The following is a 19302-nucleotide window of genomic DNA, read 5'->3' as shown; positions in this document are numbered from 1 at the left end:
AATTTGTCGCGAATCAATCGATCTCCATGGGTTTCAGAAGAGTTTGAGGCGGGCTTTTCAAGGCCGGCGTTGCCGGGGAAGGCGCTGTCTGAGCGCTCTTCGCCCTCCGCAAATTCTCGGCAGCGGTTTCGTAGAAATCCGGGTTGAGCCGGATCGCCGTTTCAAAGCATTGGATCGCCTCGCCTTTCCGGCCTCGGCTCAGATAGACGCATCCCATATTGTTGTATGCCTGGGCCGCGCCGCCGCTTTGGGTAAATGCCTGGAGGGCCTCATCGTAGCGGCCGGCATTGGCGAGGGCCATGCCGAGGTTGTTGTAGAGCTTTGGATGGGTGTACCCGGCGGCCCGGGCCTTGTTGAAGGATTGCACTGCCGCGTCATGTTGGCCGGTCATGGTCTGGGCGACCCCGAGGTTGTTGTAGAGCATGCCTTCGTCAGGCTTGAGGCGGACGGCGGCCAGGTAGTGGGTGACGGCGTCGTTGTAGCGTCCTGAATAATCGCTGATGATGCCCAGGAAATTGTGGGATTTCCAGAGGTCGGGATTCAGAAAAACAGCCGTCTTGAAGGCTTTTTCAGCCTTCGGGTATTCTTTTTGAAGAAAACAGGCCCTTCCCAGGCCCTGATAGGCAAGAGCATGCCCCGGATCCCGGTCGATGACCGCCTGAAAAGCCTGGATAGCCTCGGTGTTCGCATTGCCCGCCGCCAGGGCCACCCCTTTTTTGTAATGGGCGGAGATACGGTTGGGAGATTTCCGAAGGGCCTGTTCGTATCGGACCACGGCCATGGGCAGGTTGTTCCGACGGTATTCAGCGTCCCCCCGCTCCTCCAGCTCCTGGGGCGAAAGATTGGCAACGGTTTCCATATCAGCCGGGTCGGGCTCCGAAAGGGCCTCGGTCGCCGCCAGTTGATAGGGGGTGGGTTTGACGCCGGAAATTGAGGGATCGTTGGCGCACCCGGATATTATACAGAGCATGCCGATAAAAACGATATTGAAACAGAAACGGGAGCGTATTTTTTTCATGGCATCGGCCTGACACTGGTTCCAAGAGTTTCATAAATCCTGATCAATCCCGGACCTACAAGAATAACGAATGTTGCCGGCATGATGAAAAAAATCAGTGGAAACAGGATCTTCACGCCGAGCTTGGCCGCCTTTTCCTCGGCAACGGCAAATCGCTTTGTCCGGAAGGTGTCTGAATAGACGCGGAGGGCCTGGGCGGAACTGGTGCCGAATTTGTCGGTCTGAATGAGCATGGTCACGAGGTTGTCCATTGCACTTAACCCGACGCGCATCCCGAGATTCCTGAGCGCTTTCTGCCGTGATTTTCCTGCCCGCATCTCCAGACTCATCATTCTGAGTTCTTCGCTGAGCGGGGGGCAGGTCAGGTGAATCTCCTCGGCGACCTTGTTCATCGCAGCATTGAGATCCATGCCGGCCTCCACGCAGACCACCATCAGGTCCAGGGCGTCCGGAAGCCCTTTGGCTATCAAGTCCTTTCTCTTTGTTATCTTCAAATCGATCCAAATCTCAGGGAGATACAGACCTACATAGGCCAGAGAAACGCATACCATCATGATCCATGTAAAGGACAACCCGGTAAAAAAGTCATTTGAGTGAATAAAAACAGCAACATCAACCCAACGGAACAAACGATCTTTGCCCCCCAGAATATCGATGCGGCGTTTGTTCTCCGAATGCCGGCATTGAAAAATTTGATCCGTGAAGGGGCGTATTCGTCTGTTTTCTCTCCAACCACCCGTTTACCCACGAAACCCAACACGTGAAAAAAGCTCTGAAACTTATTTCCGGATTGGTTTGGGAATAGGGTAAGATACATCTCGTCTTGAGAGGATCCGACACTTTCTCCAGCCGAACGAATTTTTTCGATGACTTTACCTTTCTGTGCAATAATCTGAAAAATCTGGTAAATTCCAAAAAGAAGGAGAAAAATGGCGATAAAGACAATTGCCGATGCCAGAACCGGCATATCAAACAGGGATGTCATCTTGGCCTCTCTCTTTTATACTTCAATATCGACGATTTTTTTGATGATCCATAACCCAATCAGCAGCATAACGCCGGAAACGATCAGCATCAATCTGCCGATATCGCGGGTCAGAATCAATTCGAGATAATCCGGATTCATGTAGTAGAAATAGGAGAACAAAAAAAACGGTGTAATGCCGATGATGAGTCCGGATAGCCGCCCTTCCGCCGTAAGTGCCTGCACCTTATCGTAAAACTTGAACCTCTCGCGTATGAGTCGCGTAATGTTTTCAATGAGTTCAGAAAGATTGCCTCCGGACTCCTGCTGCAAAATGACAGCGATGACAAAAAACCTTAGATCCTCGCAGTCCACTCGCCTGGCAAGGTTTTTAAGGGCTTCAGCCGTGCTGAGGCCATAATTGATTTCTTCGATGGTCTCCTTGAATTCAGTGCCCAAAGGGTCGTCGAATTCCTCCGAGGCCAGCTTCAAACCGTTGGAAAAGGCGTGTCCGGCCCGAAGAGCCCTGGCAATGAGATCCAGCCCTTCGGGAAGCTGTTGCCTGAATTTTTTCAGGCGGGCATTCTTTTTCACTTTCAAATACATAAATGGCGATACCATCAGAACCAGAGCCAGCAATACCGCCAAGGCCGGTCGAGCGCCGATCAGGATACCTACGACATAGCCCGACATACCCAACAAAGCGGATTGAAGCAGATAGAAACCCAGCGGATAGGATGTTTTCGCCTGACAAACCAGATCATCCATTGCATCAAATAACGGCAGTATGCGGAGGATGAAATTCAGTAACGGAATATCGCTCAATTTCCGTCTCTTTTTCAGGATATCGTCCGTAGCGCCGTAATGGGTCTGAGAGTAGTTCGCCAACCGTTTCTTGACGTTTGCCTGATCAGCGTGCAGGAAAAGGTTTATAGAATAAAACAACAACCAGGCCACGGCGAACAAGGCGACGAAAATTATTCCAGGAATCATCAGATCATTCAAATCCATACTCCGTCCTCAAATCTCGATGGATCGATTGGGATCGAAAAGATCCTGCGAGAGGTTGATGCCGATGGCACTGAATTTTTCCACGAATCTCGGCCGGATGCCGTGGAAACGGAAGCAGCCGCGGACCCCCCCTTTGTCGTCCAGCCCGGTCTGCTGGAACGAAAAAATCTCCTGAAGGGTGATGACGTTACCCTCCATGCCGGTGATTTCCTGAAAATTGGTCAACCGCCGGGTGCCGTCCGAGAAACGGGTCAGCTGGATGATGACGTTGATGGCGGAACTGATGAACCGCCGCATGAACTCGCTGGGGATGTCGAAGTTGGCCATGGCTACCATGCTCTCCAGCCGCATGAGGGCGTCCCGGGGGGTGTTGGCATGGATGGTCGTGAGAGACCCTTCGTGGCCCGTGTTCATGGCCTGGAGCATATCGAAAGCCTCGCTGCTCCGCACCTCCCCGAGAACGATGCGATCCGGCCGCATCCGGAGGGCGTTCTTCACCAGGTCCCGCTGGGTCACCTCGCCCTTGCCCTCGATGTTGGGGGGCCGGGTCTCCAGCCGGACGACATGATCCTGCTTGAGCTGCAGCTCGGCCGAGTCTTCGATGGTGACGATCCGTTCATTCTTCGGGATGTAGCGGGAGAGCACATTGAGGGTGGTGGTTTTGCCGCTGCCGGTGCCGCCGGAGATCAGGATGTTGAGTTTTGCCCTGACGCATGCCTGCAGAATCTCGGCGATCTGGGGCGTCAGGGTCTTGTAGGAGAGCAGGTCGTTCATCTCCAGCGGGTCCACGGAAAACCGGCGGATGGAGAGGATCGGTCCGTCGATGGCCAGCGGGGGGATAATGGCGTTGACCCGGGATCCATCCGGCAGCCGGGCGTCCACCATGGGGGAGGATTCGTCGATGCGACGCCCCACCGCCGACACGATCTTGTCGATGATCCGCTTCAGGTGGTCGTTGTCCTTGAAGCGCGCGTCGGAAGGTTCGAGCTTGCCGAAACGCTCAACATAGATCCGCTCGTAGGTGTTCACCAGAATGTCGGAAACCGTGGGGTCCTGCAGAAACGGCTCGAGGGGGCCGAGGCCGATGACTTCGTCCTGAATCTCCTGAAAAAGCCGCTCCCGTTCGGCAAAATTGAGGGGAACGCCGGCACCATCCTCCCGGACCAGCTCCTCGATGACGGACCGCAGCTTGGCCTTGAGAACATTTTTTTCGACGTTTTCGATGACCGAAAGATCGATCCGGTCCAGCAGGCGGTCGTGGATCCGGGTTTTCAGTTCAAAGTATTCTTCCGGAATGATCGGTTTGGGGGCCGGTGCCGGGGGCTTGGGTTCCAATGTCTGCAGTGCCTGCTGCTGCGGCTGTTTCGGCTGCTTTTCGAGTCTTCGTGCAAAATCGGTCAATCTCATAAGGTTTTCCCCCGTTATGGGTTCAGGTGATCACGTCAATTCGCGGACAGGCCCCACCAGCGTTTTTTTTCTTTTCGGACCGGGAGTTCCTCCTTCTGACATAATCGATCCGCCAGCATCTTGAAATTCTTGGTGATGATCCCTTTCGGCTCCAGGGCCTTGAGCGGCTTGCCCTGGTTGATGGCGGCCATGGTGGTGTGGTAGTCGTTGGGTATGGTCCAGAAGATCTTCTGGTCGATGCTGTCCTCGGCGTCCTTGATGGAGATGTCGGAGTTCTTCATGTAGCGGTTGATGATGATCTTGACCCGGTCCCTGGGGAAATACCCCAGGTCCGTGAAGGACTTGAAGATCTTGTTGGTGTTGGCGAGACAGGGCAGGCTCAGGACGGAAACGAGAAGGACATCATCGCAGATCTCGATCCCCTTGAGGGAAATGTCGGTGAGGGACTGCCCCCCGTCCACCACGACATAATCGAACATCCCCCGCATGAACTCCAGGAGGTGGCCGATGATGTCCGCCGTGGGCTTGTAGTAGCCGTTCAGATGGTTGGGGGCCGGCAGGACCCGGATGCCGTGGTAGGGAGCGGAAAGGATGTCCATCATGTAGGTGGCGTCCAGGCGCGAGATGTTCTTGGATATGGTGCTCCAGTCGTGGAGCGGTTCAAAGGAGAGAAACAGCGGGACTTCGCCGTAAAGCATGTTGAGGTCCACCAGAACGACGGAGGGATTCTCTTCCTGTTCCGCCAGGCTTACCGCCAGGTTTACCGCCACGGTGGTGGTGCCCACGCCGCCCTTTCCGCCGAGAACGTGAAAGATCTTGCCGGCCTTCTGGATCTCATGGCGCGATTTTTCGGAAAATTTGCGCTTGAACTTTCGCAGGGATTCGAGAACTTCCTCTTCAACCAGCGGCTGGGAGAAGAATTCGGTGACGCCGGCCTTGATGGCTTTCATCAGAATATCGGGGTCGGTGTTGCCGGAGGTCAGAAAAAAATCCCCCACGGCCCCGGCCTCCCTGAGGGTCCGGATGGCCTTGAATTCCTCGTCAACGTCGTCCCCGAGCTCGAAGATCAACAGATCCGGCCGAACAACGTCGCCGGGATACAGAATTTCCATGCCCCCGATCAGTTGGACGAGCTTGACAAACGTCTCGCCGACACCCGGGTCCTTGGCCTCGATGCTTACCTTTATCATCTGAATCGCCATAATGCCTCTTCATCATCTTCCAAAAGCCGCTTTTTCAGCGAGACTAAGCGTACCGTACAATTGTCTCCGTATCCACGGCTGTCTTGTTACCCGTTTTGATGCAGCGCCTCTCCGGATCAAAGCCCGAAGCTGATATTGTAAACCGGCGGGGGAACGGCCTTTTTGAAGCTGTCGCGATATTTTGCCTTGGCGGTCGCGGCAGCCACGCCGTCATGTCCTTCGACCGACGCTGTCGGCGCGGGTTTTTGAGGATAGACCTTCTGCGACTGGAGGGTCGAATGGTAAGCCTGCCCCCAGTTCTCCTCAAGAGGCGTACTGTAGAACTGAGCACAACCCATACAGATCACGGCGGCAAGCGCGATCATCCCGATGGTTCCGATCCGTTTTTTCATCTGGCTTCTCCTGTGGTTATCGCATTCAAAAATTGACGTCACTCACCCACACTCGGGATGCCGTGGCCGAAACTGCCTTCCAGGGTCCCCTCCCCCACACCGGCGACGGGCCGTCGTGCAAATCCCTCCATCGCCCCCAGGAGATAGAACTCGGCGTCGTCCGGTTCGTTGAAAAAGTCCGTGGGCAGACGCGGGTTGCCCTGCTGAATGGGTTTGACAATGTGAGGGGTCACGATGATCACCAGCTCGGTCTTGTTCTTCTGGAACTGCTGGCTCCTGAACAGGGCTCCCAAAACCGGGATATCCCCCAGGATCGGGTACTTGGATACGGCGTTTCGGACGTTGTCCTGGAGCAGACCGGCGATGGCGAAGCTTTCCCCGTCGCCCAGTTCGATGGTGGTGGAGGCTTCGCGCGTGGTAAGAGCCGGTACAAAGACACCCCCCACCTGAACTGCATTGGCAAAATCAAGTTCGGACACACTTGGCGCCACCTGGATCCCGATCTTGTCCTGGCTCATCACCGTGGGCGTGAAATTGAGGCCCACGCCGTATGGCCGGAACTCGATCGTGATGCCGTCATCATCTTGAACGGGATAGGGAAATTCACCGCCGACCCTGAAGGTGGCGGTCTGGCCGCTCAAGGCCATTAATGTGGGTTCGGCAAGAATTTTGGCCAGTCCTTCGCTTTTCAAAACATCGAAAAAAAAGGTCCATAAAGAGTCACCGGAACTGAACCTTAAAATTGTACTCACAGCCTGTGAAAAAACGTTGCCGCTACCGCTGTTACCTTCAAGTAAACCGTTCAAGCCTGTCAAGTCTGATGCGTTCAAGGCACTTAAAGCCGATCCGAAGAAATCCTTTCCCCTGCTATAGGTGAAGTTTATCCCCAAATCTCGCCCAATGGACCGCTGCATTTCCGCCACACGGACTTCCAGCATGACCTGGTGCACGCCCCCCACCTCGGCCATGTTGTGAATCTTGTCCTCCGGGGCGTAGGCCGATGCCAGAGAAAGCGCAGTCGTCAAATTGGTGAGGTTGGACACCTTGCCGGCAAGGGTGATGGAATCGTGGGTGGACAAGACCTGGAGGTCCTTTTCCTGGGGAAGGAGCGCGTTCAGCTTCTGCTTCAGCCGGGAGACATCAAAGCCTACATTCAGGTGAAACACCTCGATCAGTCGCTGGTCCTGCCAGAGCTTCATGTCGGTTGAGCCGATGTTTTTTCCGGTAATCAGTATTTCATCCGGAGAATAGGGCACGTCGGCCTTGGCGATCTTCGGATCCGTAATATTGATGCGAAGGTTCCGGTACCGCACCGGCGCCCTGTTTTTCAAAATGATCGTCTGCCCCACCACGAGATCCAGGGTCTGGGGCTCCGGATATTGCAATACCTGGAAGTCTGACGCCCGGGCAACATCGTAAAATCCCATGAGAGCCGCGATCATCACCACCATCCACAATGATACCATTCGATTTTCAGTTCTTCGGCAGCGCTTATGCATCGTTCGTCCCCATCTCGTTAGTATTTTAATCTTCTCTCAAGCTTCGTGTCGCCGTTGTAGACCTCCACGGTCACGCGGGGCTCCCTTCTGATGATCCGGCGGGATGCCGGCCTCGGCGCCTTCACCGCCGTCGGCGTGGGCTCCGGCGCTACAGGCGGCGGAGCGCCGCGAAGGGATGCAAGCGTCTTTTCGACGGTGGCCCCCTGGGTCAGGATGCCGTCCTTGTCCTGGATATTCCGCAGGGCAAAGTGAAGCTGCCCACGCGTAGCTGCCAAGGCCAGTTTTTCGCTCTCTTCGGGCGTCACCTCAAGGGTGTAGACATCCACCGGCATAGGCTCGCCTTTCTCGTTCAACTGCATCTGGGGCCCTGCCGCCAGCACCGGAATTTTCTCGAGAACCAGCTTGGTAATCTCTTCGCCGTTGTCATCCGCAATGGAAACCAGAACGTCTACCCGGTTGCCGGGATGGACGAGACCCGAAAGGCCCAGCACCTTGTCTCCCCGAACCGCCACGGCCCGCTTGCCGGGGGAGACCACAACGGCCATGCCGCCGGTCTTGACGTCGGCCGAGGCCAGCATGGACTCCAGAATGGGGATGTTCTCCCTGACAGGTACGAGTACAACCCGATCCACCAGCTTGTCCGGTTCGATAAACGCGCCGGCGGGTATGCTGCTCTTGAGGAACGGCACGGCTTTGACCATTTCTTTGGTCAGCTTGGTTCCCCAGGGAATGTTGGCGGCGGCGACAGCCACTGTTTGGGTCTCCTGTTTTCGGCTTTCCACAATTTCCGGCATCGGTGCCTTCTGCCCCCGCAGCCAGTTGTAGACGAAAAAGCTCCCGACGGCGGCAATGAGGACCGCCAGGATCATGGGAATCAATGCTTTGGTCCTGCCCATGCATCACTCCTTATAATAATACTGTTTCATATAGTTATTAGGTTGTTGCCGGTCGCCTGAAAAACAATGTATACAATCGTTCCCAATGCGATTATGGCGCCGTAACTTATTTTGGAGGCCTGGGTCTCTTCCGGCAACGCCGGCACGTGAAAAATTTTTCCGGTATACAGCACGGCTTTAATCATGATGATGTGCCTCATGAAGTAAATGCCGTATTGTTTTCTTTTGAATATCAGAAGTAGAATAAGAGAGCCTAAACCGGTAAAGGCAATGTAGATAAACGCCTGGAGGACATTGTGCACGCCAATCACCGCGCCGATTGCTCCGAGCAGTTTTGCGTCACCCGCCCCTGCTCCGCCCAACAAATAGGGAAGTATCATCAATGCGATACCGACAAACATTCCCGCAAGGCCGAAGATGAAGCCATCCATGCCGTTGACTGCGGAATGGTATATCAAAGCTGTTAAAATCGAAGGTAAAGTGATCAGATTTGGAATTTTCCGACTCTTCAGGTCAATCAATGCTGCAAAGAGCAGCATGCAACCCAAGCATGAAATCAAAATCATATTCTCTATAGTATGCGTCATTGGGCTAACACCTGAAGGTATATTGATTTATTTAACATTTTAAAATTTTCAAAGAAAACTGAGGATTCGAATTGCCGCCGACTGCGTCGACGGCAATTATGAAAAGCCTTGTACTTGGGTTTGATTTTTGTAAGAACACAAAATCGCGCGAAGGCTTGACGCACGGGCATCCGCGCGAATGAACGAGATTCAGCGTGTGTCTACGAAATCGGGCTGTTTTCAGGTCAGTTTTTCCAGCTCGATGACCTGCTTTGGAGGAGTGATCTTTAACAATTTAAGAATGTTGATGGTTTTTGTGGGCAGCTCGTTTCGCATGAGCACACGAAAATTTAAATTAAAAAATTCTGTGATCTGAAGCTCATCCAGCGCCGCCTGAATCTGGTGCCATGGCTTGCCGCAGGCCAGCTCGGCGACACGCTCGATCAGGAGCGCCAGGACACAGATCTTGACGTGGGCCTCGATGCGCCGGGATGCCCAGTGGTACATGGGCATCATCTTGATCTGAGTCCGTTTGAGGGAGCGGAAGCAGCGTTCGATGACCATCAGGCCTTTATAGCCGCAGGCGGCGTCCTCCAGGCTGATGGTGTCGTCATTGGTTTCGAGGACCCACTTGCCGTCATACTTCTTCGCCTCCCGGATTTTGGCCCGGTCGATGCGGACCTTGTTGGTCTTGGTGACTGTCAGATAGCGCTTGAAGCGGCGGGAGGCCAGCAGCTCGATGGCCCATTGGGCGGTTGCCGATGCATCCTTGTGGGATTCAAGCTCCTTCTCCAGGATGGCGACGGTCATCTCCCGGTGCTTGCGCTGCCGTTCGGCCTCCCTGGGGTTGTAGCAGAGGATATAGCGTCTGCGCCGCTCGCCGTCGCCAACCACAACCTCCTTTGCATGGAGGTTGTCCTTGAAAACGGTGTAGCGGCCGCGCTTGCTCAGGACTTTTTTGCGGATCTCGGCCACGTTGGACATGCGGCAGGCCAGGAGGTACTTGCCGCAGGCCCTGGCCAGTTCCCTGCGGTTGTCCTCGGAGTTCATGCCCGAGTCGGCGATAAACAGGGCGCGGCCCAGGTTCCAGCCCCTCAGGTCCGCCCGAACCTTCTCGACGGTCGCCACGTCGGAGGTGTTGCCCGGCAGCACCCAGCTGCGCACGGGGATGCCCTCGCGGGTCACCGCCAGGGCGACCACCACCTGGGGGCTCCACGTGCCCTCCTTGGAGTGGCCGAACTTGCGCAGGGTGGCATTGGCGTGCCGGTCGGGGTCGTCCTCCTGGTCCACATGAAAAGACGCGGTGGTCGTATCATAGAAGATCAGGTCGACCTCCAGATTGAAGAGATCGGCGACGTGAAAGAAGATGGCCTCCTCGATCTTGTCCGCATTGGCGTACAGCAGGTCCATCGCCTCGTACATGTGTTTGAGTTGGAGACCGTCGCAGGAAGGGAGATAGACCCTGGAGAGCCAGCGGTCCCATACGCCAAGCTTGGACTCGGGATCGCACAGCCGGTTGGCGGTCATGGCCATCAGGGCTCTTTCATAGGGAACCCGCAGGCCTTTGGCGTTGACGACGCCTTCCAGTGTCTTTTTCAGTCCGAGCCGCTCCCAGAGGGCCTCGATGACCATCGGGCAACCAAAGGCGCGGGTTTTCTGGATCTTCAGGTCTTCGAAGAAGCCCGCTTCGCCCGGCGGTGTGGCGCTCAGAACTTCATCATCGAGAGGATCGACGACGGTTATCCCGCATACCCGGGCGATGGATCTGCACAGCCGGATCAGTTCCTGCCGGTCGAGCTGGTCGGCACGGCCGAAGTTGTGGATGATTTTGGCAACCGGCTTGCGGGTATCCGGGTGGCGCTCGTTATGCGCCAGCTGGAAATATTCGACCACGGAGCCGTCTTTGTTCTTTCGCTTCGTAGACCGCAGATACATGTTTACGTTTATGACATTTTATTCCCTTTGAGTCAATAGAAAATTGATAATTCGTGTGCCTACGCGTTTTTGAGGTTGAGAGAAGGCCGGGTAAACCCAATAGCCTGTAATTATTAGGGGCGAGTGGTGGTGGCGGGCCAATTTGGGGTGGTTTTCTGCCTACAAAAATCAAACCCAAGTTGTATAAACTCGATCAATACCTAAAATACCATCTTCTTTGTTTAACCAAATTTTGATAGTATTGTAACATATTAAAATTTATTAATTTGTAGCTATATTACCATTGATGGTGTTTATCTTATTACCAATGTCTTTATATTTATCTGAAACTTTATCCGCGAAATAACTTCCACCAGCCAGAATTAGGAACGCGACAAACACGATCAACAAAATATACTCAACCGCAATCGCACCGTCTTCTTCTTTGATAAAATCAACAATCTTCTCCATCAGTTTTTTCATTCTCAAAATCCTCCATTCATGTTCAATTTATGGCTCAGCTCAATTGATGCGTAAAAAAGAACCTCCGAACTCTTCGATTTTTTTGAGCACCACCCCCTTTTTTAGGCGTTGCATTCTGGTCTTTATTTCTATTGCCTGCCTTATGCACCTATCATGCCACTTAATCGTCGGGTTCTTGATTCTGTTGTTTCGGACGACCAGGTAGTGCACAAATATCATTCAATCAAAATAGTTATGGAAAAGAGTTTCCGATTCAATCGGCTGCATTCAACATTTTTTTTCATTGAACAGGATCCGTCATTTCAAAGATTGTCTCTGCAGATACAAAAAATGTCTCCCGGCAACGTATATCGTTTGGTGACATCATTCCTTTTGCATCCTCTGACTGCATTGCCCCGCTGCCGGTCTCATCAAAAAAGGTCAATACCTATTCAAATTTTTATAGGTGTTGGATCTATACAAAAAAACAAATCCGCCTGTCTATAACTTTTTATATAACGAGTTGTATCTATCTAAAATAATATACTATAAAAATTTCAGGAGGGATTAAAAGCTCAGCCTCGCGCGGTTGCGGAGGCTGATTCATAGAACATCTTTCCCTTGGGAAATGGCAAAGGAGCGCCGCTTGTCGCAATCTATCTTTTTGCTTGCCGTGGAAACCCGATGCGACAACGGCGAATTGTGGATTGAGGAGGTTGACGAGTGGACGCGGCTCAGCAATGCCCCAGCGTGCAGGCATGCTTTTCGAGGCGTTTGATGAGGAACTTCTTTTCGCGCGGCGTCAGCTTCTTGCGGTGAATATAGACCATCATCGCCTCATGCGCGATCTCGCGCAGCTCTGGATCGCGAATGGCGAGGAGGCTCTTTTTGCGCGCCTGGATCAGCATCGCCATGAGAATCATGATTGAAAGACCGCCGACGAAGAGACCCCCCAGCGCCACCGTCGTGCCGATCTTTCCCGCCAAGTGAAGGAAGAGCACCACCAGCGTGCCCAGGAACACGTAAATTTTGAAGTGCGCAATCAGCATGTCCTGGTTGAGGATGGTCCAGATACAGAAGAGAGCCGTTCTGTGGCTGGTTTCTTTTTGCCGTTTTTTCATACGCATCACCTCCTTTCACGGAACGCATTCTTTTTGTTATAAAATTAAACATATTAAGCTGATTTGTCAAAATCCCGCCCATCATGGATAATAGAGCCGTTGCAACACCTTCCCGGTTACCCGCATCCCTTTATCCGCTGCTTGCGTAATGATGAAGCTGGTCCTATATTTTGTGTTAAATGCGACTTTCAGTGTTTTCAAATTGGTTTGGAGAGGGAATAGCCCAGTCTGTAGAAATAAAAGCATAGACTGAAGGCTGAAGGCTGAAGACTGAAGGGGTGCGATTGTGACGAACGGGGCGGTTATTTCTCTTCAGGCTTGAAGCACTATCCGGTCACCCGAAAAATCAAGGCTGAAGGCTAAAGGCTGAAGGGGTGCAATTGTGACGAACGGGGCGGTTATTTCTCTTCAGGCTTGAGGCACTATCCGGTCACCCGAAAAATCAAGGCTGAAGGCTGAAGGGGTGCAATTGTGACGAACGGGGCGGTTAGTCCCTTTCAGGTTTCAAGCGCTATCCGTACACCCGAAAACCGAAGATTGAATTCGAATCCTAACCTGACGGGGTAAACTTGCGACGAACAGCGCGTTGGGACCCCTTCAGTCTTCAGCCTTCAGTCTTCAGCCTTCAGTCTTCAGCCTCTCATACAAGGAAGTTTACTCATGCTCGAAAACAGCCCACCGTCGTTGGCCAACTGTGTGGCCGTGCACGTTCGCAAGGCGATCTCGAGCCGCGAGACGGCGGAGATCGAGCGGACTTTGGAAGAACGGATTCGGGAGCACGGCAAGATCAGACTTATGGTGGTCATGGAATCCTACCCCACCCTGAACAGCGCCGAATCCATTTACGACGACCTTGGGTTTGCCAAGAAATACGCGCCGCACATCGAACGGATGGCCGTATTGGGGGATCAGGGCTGGAAAAAGCACTGGATCGCCCTGTTCGGCCTTTTCGGGGGCATCCGCGCCGAATACTTCGAACGTTCGGATTTCAAGTCCGCCGTCAACTGGATTCAATCCGATTAGCCCCGGTTCCACGGCTCAAGGTGCACATCGCGCCGGACAGGTCCGGGGTTTCCAGCCGTTTTTTCCTTTTTCGGTTCAAAAGATTGTGGTATTGACTTCCCGCTGTGGTATCCTGACTGCGTGGGATACCTTTTCTGCAAAACCGTTTTCAACAAGATCATTCTGGTGAGAGGAATCAAATGACACACGAAGATGCCGGCCACTATGCAGCCAAACACCCCAAGGGAACCGTCCTTGATCCCCGGATTGCCGCCGCGCTCAAAACCCGTATCCAGGAAGGGGGGGTCTCCTGTGCCGCCGCCCATGCCGCTGCATCGGAACTGGGGGTTTCCCCCGGCGATGTCGGCAGAGCCATTGATCTGATGGAGCTCAAGATCGCCAAGTGCCAGCTGGGGCTCTTTGGGTACACCCCGGAAAAGAAGATCGTCAAACCGGCCCAGACCGTGTCGCCCGAACTCAAGGCGGCGATTCAGAAGCAGGTCCAGGACGACCGGATTTCCTGCAAGGCAGCATGGGACATCGCCGATACGCTCGGGATCCCGCGGATGGAAATTTCAGCGGCATTGGAAGCCCTGTCCATCAAGGTCACCCCCTGCCAGATCGGGGCCTTTTGAGGCAAGCTGCCGAGGAATCCATGAAAACCTATCCCATCGCATTTGTCGGCGCCGGCCCGGGGGATCCCGAGCTGATCACGGTGAAGGGCCAGAAAGCCCTCCAGCAGGCCGATCTCGTGGTCTATGCCGGATCCCTGGTCCCCGAAGCCCTGCTCCAGTGGACCCGTCCCGCCTGCGAGATCCGGAACAGCGCGGGCATGCACCTGGATGAATTCTTGGCGGACATGGCCGAGGCCTATAGGGCCGGAAAGCGGGTGGTGCGCCTCCACACCGGCGACCCCAGCCTGTACGGCGCCATTGCCGAGCAGATCGCAGCGCTCAGGCATCGGAATATTCCCTTTTACGTCATCCCCGGCGTGACCGCCGCCTTTGCCGCTGCCGCGGCCATGGGCCTGGAATACACCCTTCCCGAGGTGAGCCAGACCCTCATTCTGACGCGAATGGCCGGGCGGACCCCTGTGCCTGAGGCCGAAGCCTTGGCGTCCCTGGCCCGACACCGGGCCTCCATGGCCGTCTACCTCAGCGTCGGCATGATCGAGTCGGTGGCGGCGGTGCTGGAACAGACCTACGGGCCGGATGCGCCCGCGGCCGTGGTCTATCGCGTCAGTCAGCCGGAAGAAAGGATTTTCAACACCACCGTGGGCGGCCTGGCAGCCCTGGTGAAACAGGAAGACATCCGGAAGACGGCCCTGATCATCGTGGGCGACGCCCTGGCCCAGACATCAGCCGGCATCAGCCCCAAATCCCGCCTCTACGACAAGGGTTTCACCCATGAATATCGTCGGGGGGAGGATTAGCGAATTCTCGCGGCGGCAAGCCTCGCGTCAATCATGGAGATGATCGATCCCCTCAAATCCCGGAACGGCCGATCGGGTTACGGATGGCCGGTGATCCTGGGGGCCCTGGCAGTGCTTATGGTGGTGGTCGTCGTGGTGTCCACCGGCATGGGGTATATCCCCATCTCCGCCGTCGAGGTCCTTCGGATCATCGCCGCCAGGATCACGGATGCCGGCGCGGTGCTGTCCGGCATGGACGAGACTTTCCCGGTGGTGGTGATGGAGGTCCGCCTGCCCCGGATCCTCACCGCCGCCCTCGTGGGGGGCGGCCTGGCCCTGTCGGGGTGCGTCTTCCAGGGCATCCTTCTCAATCCCCTGGCCGACCCCTACACCCTTGGGGTCTCCGCCGGCGCGGCTTTTGGCGCAGCCGTGGCGCTGCTCTTGAACATCTCGGCCATGGGAACCTTTTCCATCCCCGTCTTCGCTTTTGGCGGCGCCGTCCTGACCCTGATGCTGGTGCTCTATCTCTCCGCCTCGGGGGGTGGGTTCTCCTCCAACAACCTGATCCTTTCGGGCATCATCGTGGCCTCCATCCTCTCGGCCGCCATCAGCTTTCTCAAGTACGTGGCCGACGAGCAGGTCTCCGTCATCATCTTCTGGCTCATGGGCAGCTTCGGGTCCCGGACCTGGGGCGATGTGGGGTTCACGCTCATTTTCGTTTGTCTGGGACTCCTCGTCTTTCTCTTCTTTTCCCGGGACCTCAACCTCCTGGCCCTGGGGGACCGATCGGCAGCTTCCCTGGGGGTCAACACCGGCCGGGTGACCCTGGCGGTATTGGTCACCGCCTCCCTGGTGACGGCCGTCTGCGTCTCCGTATCGGGGATCATTGGCTTTGTGGGGCTCCTGGTTCCCCACATGATGCGCTCCCTCACCGGCCCGGACAACCGGCGGCTTCTGCCCGCCGCCCTCCTGGCAGGGGGCATCCTCATGGTCACGGCGGATACGGTGACCCGGGCGGTGCTACCCCACGAGATTCCCATCGGCGTGTTGACCGCCCTTATCGGCGGGCCTTTCTTCTGCTACATTTTCCGGAAAAAGCAGATGGGAAGGACATCGGTTTAGCCATGGCCTTTCAAGCGGACGGCATTTCATTTGCCTACGGGGACCGGCCGGTTCTCAAATCCCTCTCCCTGGATCTCGAACCCGGCTGCTTTTACGGCGTGCTGGGGCCCAACGGCTGCGGCAAGAGCACCCTCATCGACATTCTCATGGGGCTCCACAAACCTCAGGCCGGCAGGATACGGTACAAGGGACGGGACCTTTCCGCCTACCGGAAACGGGAGCTGGCCCGGGAGTTGGCCCTGGTGCCCCAGAATTTTTACATCAACTTCCCCTTTACGGCCCTCGATGTGGTGATGATGGGGCGATACCCCCACATGCCCCGGTTCGCCCCGCCCTCGGTCCGGGATCTTTCGGTGGTGACGGAGATCATGGAACGCACCGACACCCTCCCCTTCCGGCACCGCTACATGACCGAGATGAGCGGGGGCGAGCGGCAGCGGGTCATCTTCGCCAGGGCCCTGGTCCAGGAGACGCCGGTGCTGATGCTGGATGAGGCCACCTCCAACCTCGACATCCGCCACACCCTCACCCTGATGGACCTGGTGGCCGACGAGGTGCGGCACCGCCGGAAGCTGGTCGTGGCCGTGATCCAGGACATCAACCTCGCGGCCGGCTACTGCGATCGGCTGATCCTCATGAAGGACGGCCGCATCGTCGATTTCGGAAACACCGAGACCGTCCTCACCCGCGAAAATATCCAACAGGTCTTCGGCGTCTGGTCCCACATCCACGAAGACCCTTACACCCGGAAACTCCGGGTCAGCTTTGAGCGAAAGGCGGCGCCGTGAGCATGCTTCCAAGAATGGTCATCCTTTTACCTGTCATTGTTCTGTCCGTTACCGCGGGGATCCCCCAGGATGAGCTCGAAGCGGCTACCGTCAAGGACCGGTCCGGCCGGCAGATTGACGTGAAGACGCCGTTTTCCCGGATCATCTCACTCTACGGTGCCCACACTGAAAACCTCTTCGCGCTGGGACTCGACAAGGAAATCATCGGCGTGGGCCGGAACGAAAACTATCCGGCCGAGGCCCGGCAGAAGCCGATGTTTAGCTACCATGACGACGCTGAAAAGTTCATGGCCGCAAAGCCCGACCTCGTGCTGGTCCGCCCCCTGATCGATCGGGTCTATCGCGAGTTCGTCAGGAAGCTGGAGCAGGCGGGAATCGTCGTGGTCTCCCTCCAGCCCGTAGGCATCGCCGACATGTATGCCTACTGGCGGGACCTGGGCCGCCTCACCGGACGGGAGCGCGAAGCGGAAAAGATGGTCCGGACCTTTGAGTCCGCCGTGGCCGAGGTTCGGGAACGGGTGTCAAAAATTCCACCGGCAGCCCGCAAGCGGGTCTACTTCGAAGCCATCCACCAGAAGATGAAGACCTTTTCCAAGGACGCCATCGCCATGTTCGTGGTGGAAACGGCCGGCGGCATCAACGTGGCTGCCGACGCCGACCAGATGCGCCAGACCAACATAGCCGCCTACGGCAAGGAACGCATCCTGGCCAAGGCCGCCGAGATCGACGTCTATCTCGCCCAGCACGGCCCCATGAACCCGGTGACCGTGGAAATGATCAAGGCCGAGCCGGGCTTTTCCGTCATCAAGGCCGTAAAAGAGAATCAGGTTTACCTGATCGATGAGATGATCGTTTCGAGGCCGGGGATGCGGTTGATCGAGGGGATTTTGAGGGTTGAGGGGATGTTGTATTCGAAATAGCGATATGTTGCGCCCTCAAAGTATCGTGCGATTTACCACTCACGTTCCAATTCTTCTATCTTCTTTTTAATTTCGGAAATATCCTGTTGAATACCGTAACCTCTCTTGAAAACCAGCCAAGGATCGTTCCAGTAATGCACCTTAAAATTATCATCTTTTAGAAGCCTTTCCACTGAATGAATGAAATCATCTCTATCTAACTGCAAATGTTGATCCAACGTTCCTATGATGTACCGCCGCTTTTCAGAATCGATATGAACTTTTTTCGTGGGAGTATCTATCCATAGAACCACCGCATCCACCTCGTCCAGTTTGTTGGGAAACCGATAAATTTCTTTACGTTGGGAAAAATGTGACCCGACATTTGCCTGTACTGAAATCGAGGCCTCCTGTCCCACGCCCAAACCAATCTCATGTATTCTTGGATCAGGAAGACTTACGAAAGAAACCGGAGCCCAAAAATTTCTTGCCCAGGGCAAAGGAAGGGGCGCTGAACAGTACCCTAAAATTATACTGGCAATAAGAACCAAGCCCGACAACTTTATTACGGAAAACCTCTGGATCCATTTTGCAGTATTTTTTATCCCGTAAATAGACGCAGCCGTAAAAATCGGAATGAGGGTGACGCTGTGATAGGCAATGGAAGCTCGAGGCATGGGGTTGCTTGAAAGCAGATTGGTTGCCAAGTCTGCCGCCGCGGGAAAAAGCATAAAAAGGCATAGAAGAGGAAAGCCCAAAAACGAAATGAGAAGTGAAAGCAAATAGATAAGACCACCCATTTTAAAAAGAACCGTACCGATCACATCGACCGGGTTTAGTAGTACAAAAGCAATGATCTCACCTACTGATTGACCGAGCCAGGCATAACGGCTCAACTGTCCAAGCCCATCACTGACCATGACATGTTGTCCGGTAGGCGAAAGCGCAGGCATAATGATTTTAAGCACCAGATAAAAATGGCCTATACCTGCAATGATCAAAGTCATCCCAGGTATCCACTGCCTGTTTTTGATCCACCACAGGACACCAAAGCCGGCAACCATGATACCCAGATGTTCTTTACATAACAAAAGAATGAAAGCCGATAGAAGCATCAGCCTGAAATCTTTTGTCTCCACCGACAGCATTCCCAGAGCCACAAAGGGAACAGCCAGAGAGATAGGATGAAAATCCCAGGCTGCGGCATTCAGAACAAAAGGGTTTACCAAATAAATCATAGCCCATATTACCGCGGCTTTTTCGGTGTTGAATATCCTTTTCCCCAAAAGGTAAATAGGCCATGCTGTCAATGATATCGCCAAGGCTTGCGTCGAAACAAACCAAAGCGGGGAGGAAATTAAATAATAAAATGGAATAAATATCAAAAGTACTGGATGGAAATGAAAAGCGAGCCAATTGATTCTTTCGTTCAATTGACTCGTATTCAGAAAAAGATCTCCATGCAGTCCTCCCCAAACAGCCTGATCAAAAACGCCAAGGTCATTTATCGATGTGAGATTTCCCCAGTATCGGAACACTCCCGTCAGGAAGATAAGTAAAAAATGTATGCTGATAAAAATAAAAAGCGCATATCGGTATTTGTTTATTAATAATTTTCTCATATTTTT

At 54.5% G+C, this 19302-nt stretch carries 20 protein-coding genes; 6 read left to right on the top strand and 14 right to left on the bottom strand.

Translation table 11 applies throughout. The features are described 5' to 3' along the window. Positions 1 to 13: 13 nt before the first annotated feature. From dmul_RS09635 to dmul_RS09570, 13 genes are all read right to left on the bottom strand, one after another. Positions 14 to 1018 carry a tetratricopeptide repeat protein gene (locus dmul_RS09635; RefSeq protein ID WP_020878163.1) on the bottom strand — a complete coding sequence of 335 codons (1005 nt, stop codon included), beginning with the start codon at positions 1016 to 1018 and terminating at the stop codon, positions 14 to 16. After that, positions 1015 to 1488 (bottom strand): type II secretion system F family protein, encoded by a 474-nt coding sequence (locus dmul_RS09630; RefSeq protein WP_159449704.1) that lies wholly within the window; start codon positions 1486 to 1488, stop codon positions 1015 to 1017. Before dmul_RS09630 ends, dmul_RS09635 begins: the two co-directional genes overlap by 4 nt. An 80-nt stretch (positions 1489 to 1568) precedes the next feature. Continuing rightward, positions 1569 to 2003 (bottom strand): hypothetical protein, encoded by a 435-nt coding sequence (locus tag dmul_RS09625; RefSeq protein ID WP_020878165.1) that lies wholly within the window; start codon positions 2001 to 2003, stop codon positions 1569 to 1571. Positions 2004 to 2018: 15 nt separating this feature from the next. Then, positions 2019 to 2993, bottom strand: a complete 975-nt coding sequence (locus tag dmul_RS09620) for a type II secretion system F family protein (RefSeq protein WP_020878166.1) — start codon at positions 2991 to 2993, stop codon at positions 2019 to 2021. Between the two features lie 9 nt (positions 2994 to 3002). Further along, positions 3003 to 4400: a CpaF family protein gene (locus tag dmul_RS09615; RefSeq protein ID WP_020878167.1), complete on the bottom strand. Its 1398-nt coding sequence runs from the start codon at positions 4398 to 4400 to the stop codon at positions 3003 to 3005. A gap of 35 nt (positions 4401 to 4435) precedes the next feature. Further along, positions 4436 to 5602 carry a CpaE/TadZ family protein gene (locus tag dmul_RS09610; protein WP_020878168.1) on the bottom strand — a complete coding sequence of 389 codons (1167 nt, stop codon included), beginning with the start codon at positions 5600 to 5602 and terminating at the stop codon, positions 4436 to 4438. 116 nt (positions 5603 to 5718) lie between these two features. After that, entirely contained in the window at positions 5719 to 5994 is a 276-nt protein-coding gene (locus dmul_RS09605; RefSeq protein ID WP_020878169.1) for a hypothetical protein, read from the bottom strand. Positions 5995 to 6032: 38 nt separating this feature from the next. Continuing rightward, positions 6033 to 7460, bottom strand: a complete 1428-nt coding sequence (locus tag dmul_RS09600) for a type II and III secretion system protein family protein (protein ID WP_040416560.1) — start codon at positions 7458 to 7460, stop codon at positions 6033 to 6035. Between the two features lie 50 nt (positions 7461 to 7510). Beyond that, a complete protein-coding gene (gene cpaB / locus dmul_RS09595) occupies positions 7511 to 8389 on the bottom strand; it encodes a Flp pilus assembly protein CpaB (protein WP_020878171.1) in 879 nt (292 codons plus the stop codon). Positions 8390 to 8415: 26 nt separating this feature from the next. Further along, positions 8416 to 8976, bottom strand: coding sequence for an A24 family peptidase (locus dmul_RS09590; RefSeq protein ID WP_020878172.1), 561 nt, complete (start codon positions 8974 to 8976; stop codon positions 8416 to 8418). A gap of 219 nt (positions 8977 to 9195) precedes the next feature. Beyond that, on the bottom strand, positions 9196 to 10848 hold the full coding sequence (locus tag dmul_RS09585) for an IS1634 family transposase (protein ID WP_236886006.1): 1653 nt from the start codon (positions 10846 to 10848) through the stop codon (positions 9196 to 9198). A 303-nt stretch (positions 10849 to 11151) separates the two neighbouring features. Next, the gene (locus dmul_RS09580; RefSeq protein ID WP_020878072.1) at positions 11152 to 11352 is read right to left on the bottom strand and encodes a Flp family type IVb pilin; all 201 of its coding nucleotides are present in this window, start codon (positions 11350 to 11352) and stop codon (positions 11152 to 11154) included. A 713-nt stretch (positions 11353 to 12065) separates the two neighbouring features. Then, positions 12066 to 12452, bottom strand: a complete 387-nt coding sequence (locus tag dmul_RS09570) for a hypothetical protein (RefSeq protein WP_020878073.1) — start codon at positions 12450 to 12452, stop codon at positions 12066 to 12068. Between the two features lie 660 nt (positions 12453 to 13112). On the opposite strand from dmul_RS09570, the gene dmul_RS09565 reads away from it, so the two are divergent. The 6 genes from dmul_RS09565 (at position 13113) to dmul_RS09540 (ending at position 17695) form a co-directional block, all read left to right on the top strand. Continuing rightward, entirely contained in the window at positions 13113 to 13475 is a 363-nt protein-coding gene (locus dmul_RS09565; RefSeq protein ID WP_020878074.1) for a SpoIIAA family protein, read from the top strand. A gap of 179 nt (positions 13476 to 13654) precedes the next feature. After that, complete coding sequence (locus dmul_RS09560; protein WP_020878075.1) at positions 13655 to 14089, top strand: hypothetical protein; 435 nt, start codon at positions 13655 to 13657, stop codon at positions 14087 to 14089. A gap of 20 nt (positions 14090 to 14109) precedes the next feature. Further along, entirely contained in the window at positions 14110 to 14886 is a 777-nt protein-coding gene (cobM, locus tag dmul_RS09555) for a precorrin-4 C(11)-methyltransferase (RefSeq protein ID WP_020878076.1), read from the top strand. A gap of 33 nt (positions 14887 to 14919) precedes the next feature. After that, on the top strand, positions 14920 to 15987 hold the full coding sequence (locus dmul_RS09550; protein ID WP_020878077.1) for a FecCD family ABC transporter permease: 1068 nt from the start codon (positions 14920 to 14922) through the stop codon (positions 15985 to 15987). A gap of 2 nt (positions 15988 to 15989) precedes the next feature. Then, entirely contained in the window at positions 15990 to 16775 is a 786-nt protein-coding gene (locus dmul_RS09545) for an ABC transporter ATP-binding protein (RefSeq protein WP_020878078.1), read from the top strand. Between the two features lie 2 nt (positions 16776 to 16777). Next, a complete protein-coding gene (locus dmul_RS09540) occupies positions 16778 to 17695 on the top strand; it encodes an ABC transporter substrate-binding protein (RefSeq protein ID WP_020878079.1) in 918 nt (305 codons plus the stop codon). Positions 17696 to 17727: 32 nt separating this feature from the next. Here the strand turns inward: dmul_RS09540 and dmul_RS09535 are convergent, their stop codons facing one another. Beyond that, entirely contained in the window at positions 17728 to 19296 is a 1569-nt protein-coding gene (locus dmul_RS09535) for a DUF2079 domain-containing protein (RefSeq protein ID WP_020878080.1), read from the bottom strand. Between the last annotated feature and the right edge of the window lie 6 nt (positions 19297 to 19302).

Source organism: Desulfococcus multivorans (genome assembly GCF_001854245.1).
Lineage (GTDB): Bacteria > Desulfobacterota > Desulfobacteria > Desulfobacterales > Desulfococcaceae > Desulfococcus > Desulfococcus multivorans.
This window is presented reverse-complemented; position numbering and strand designations above follow the sequence as displayed.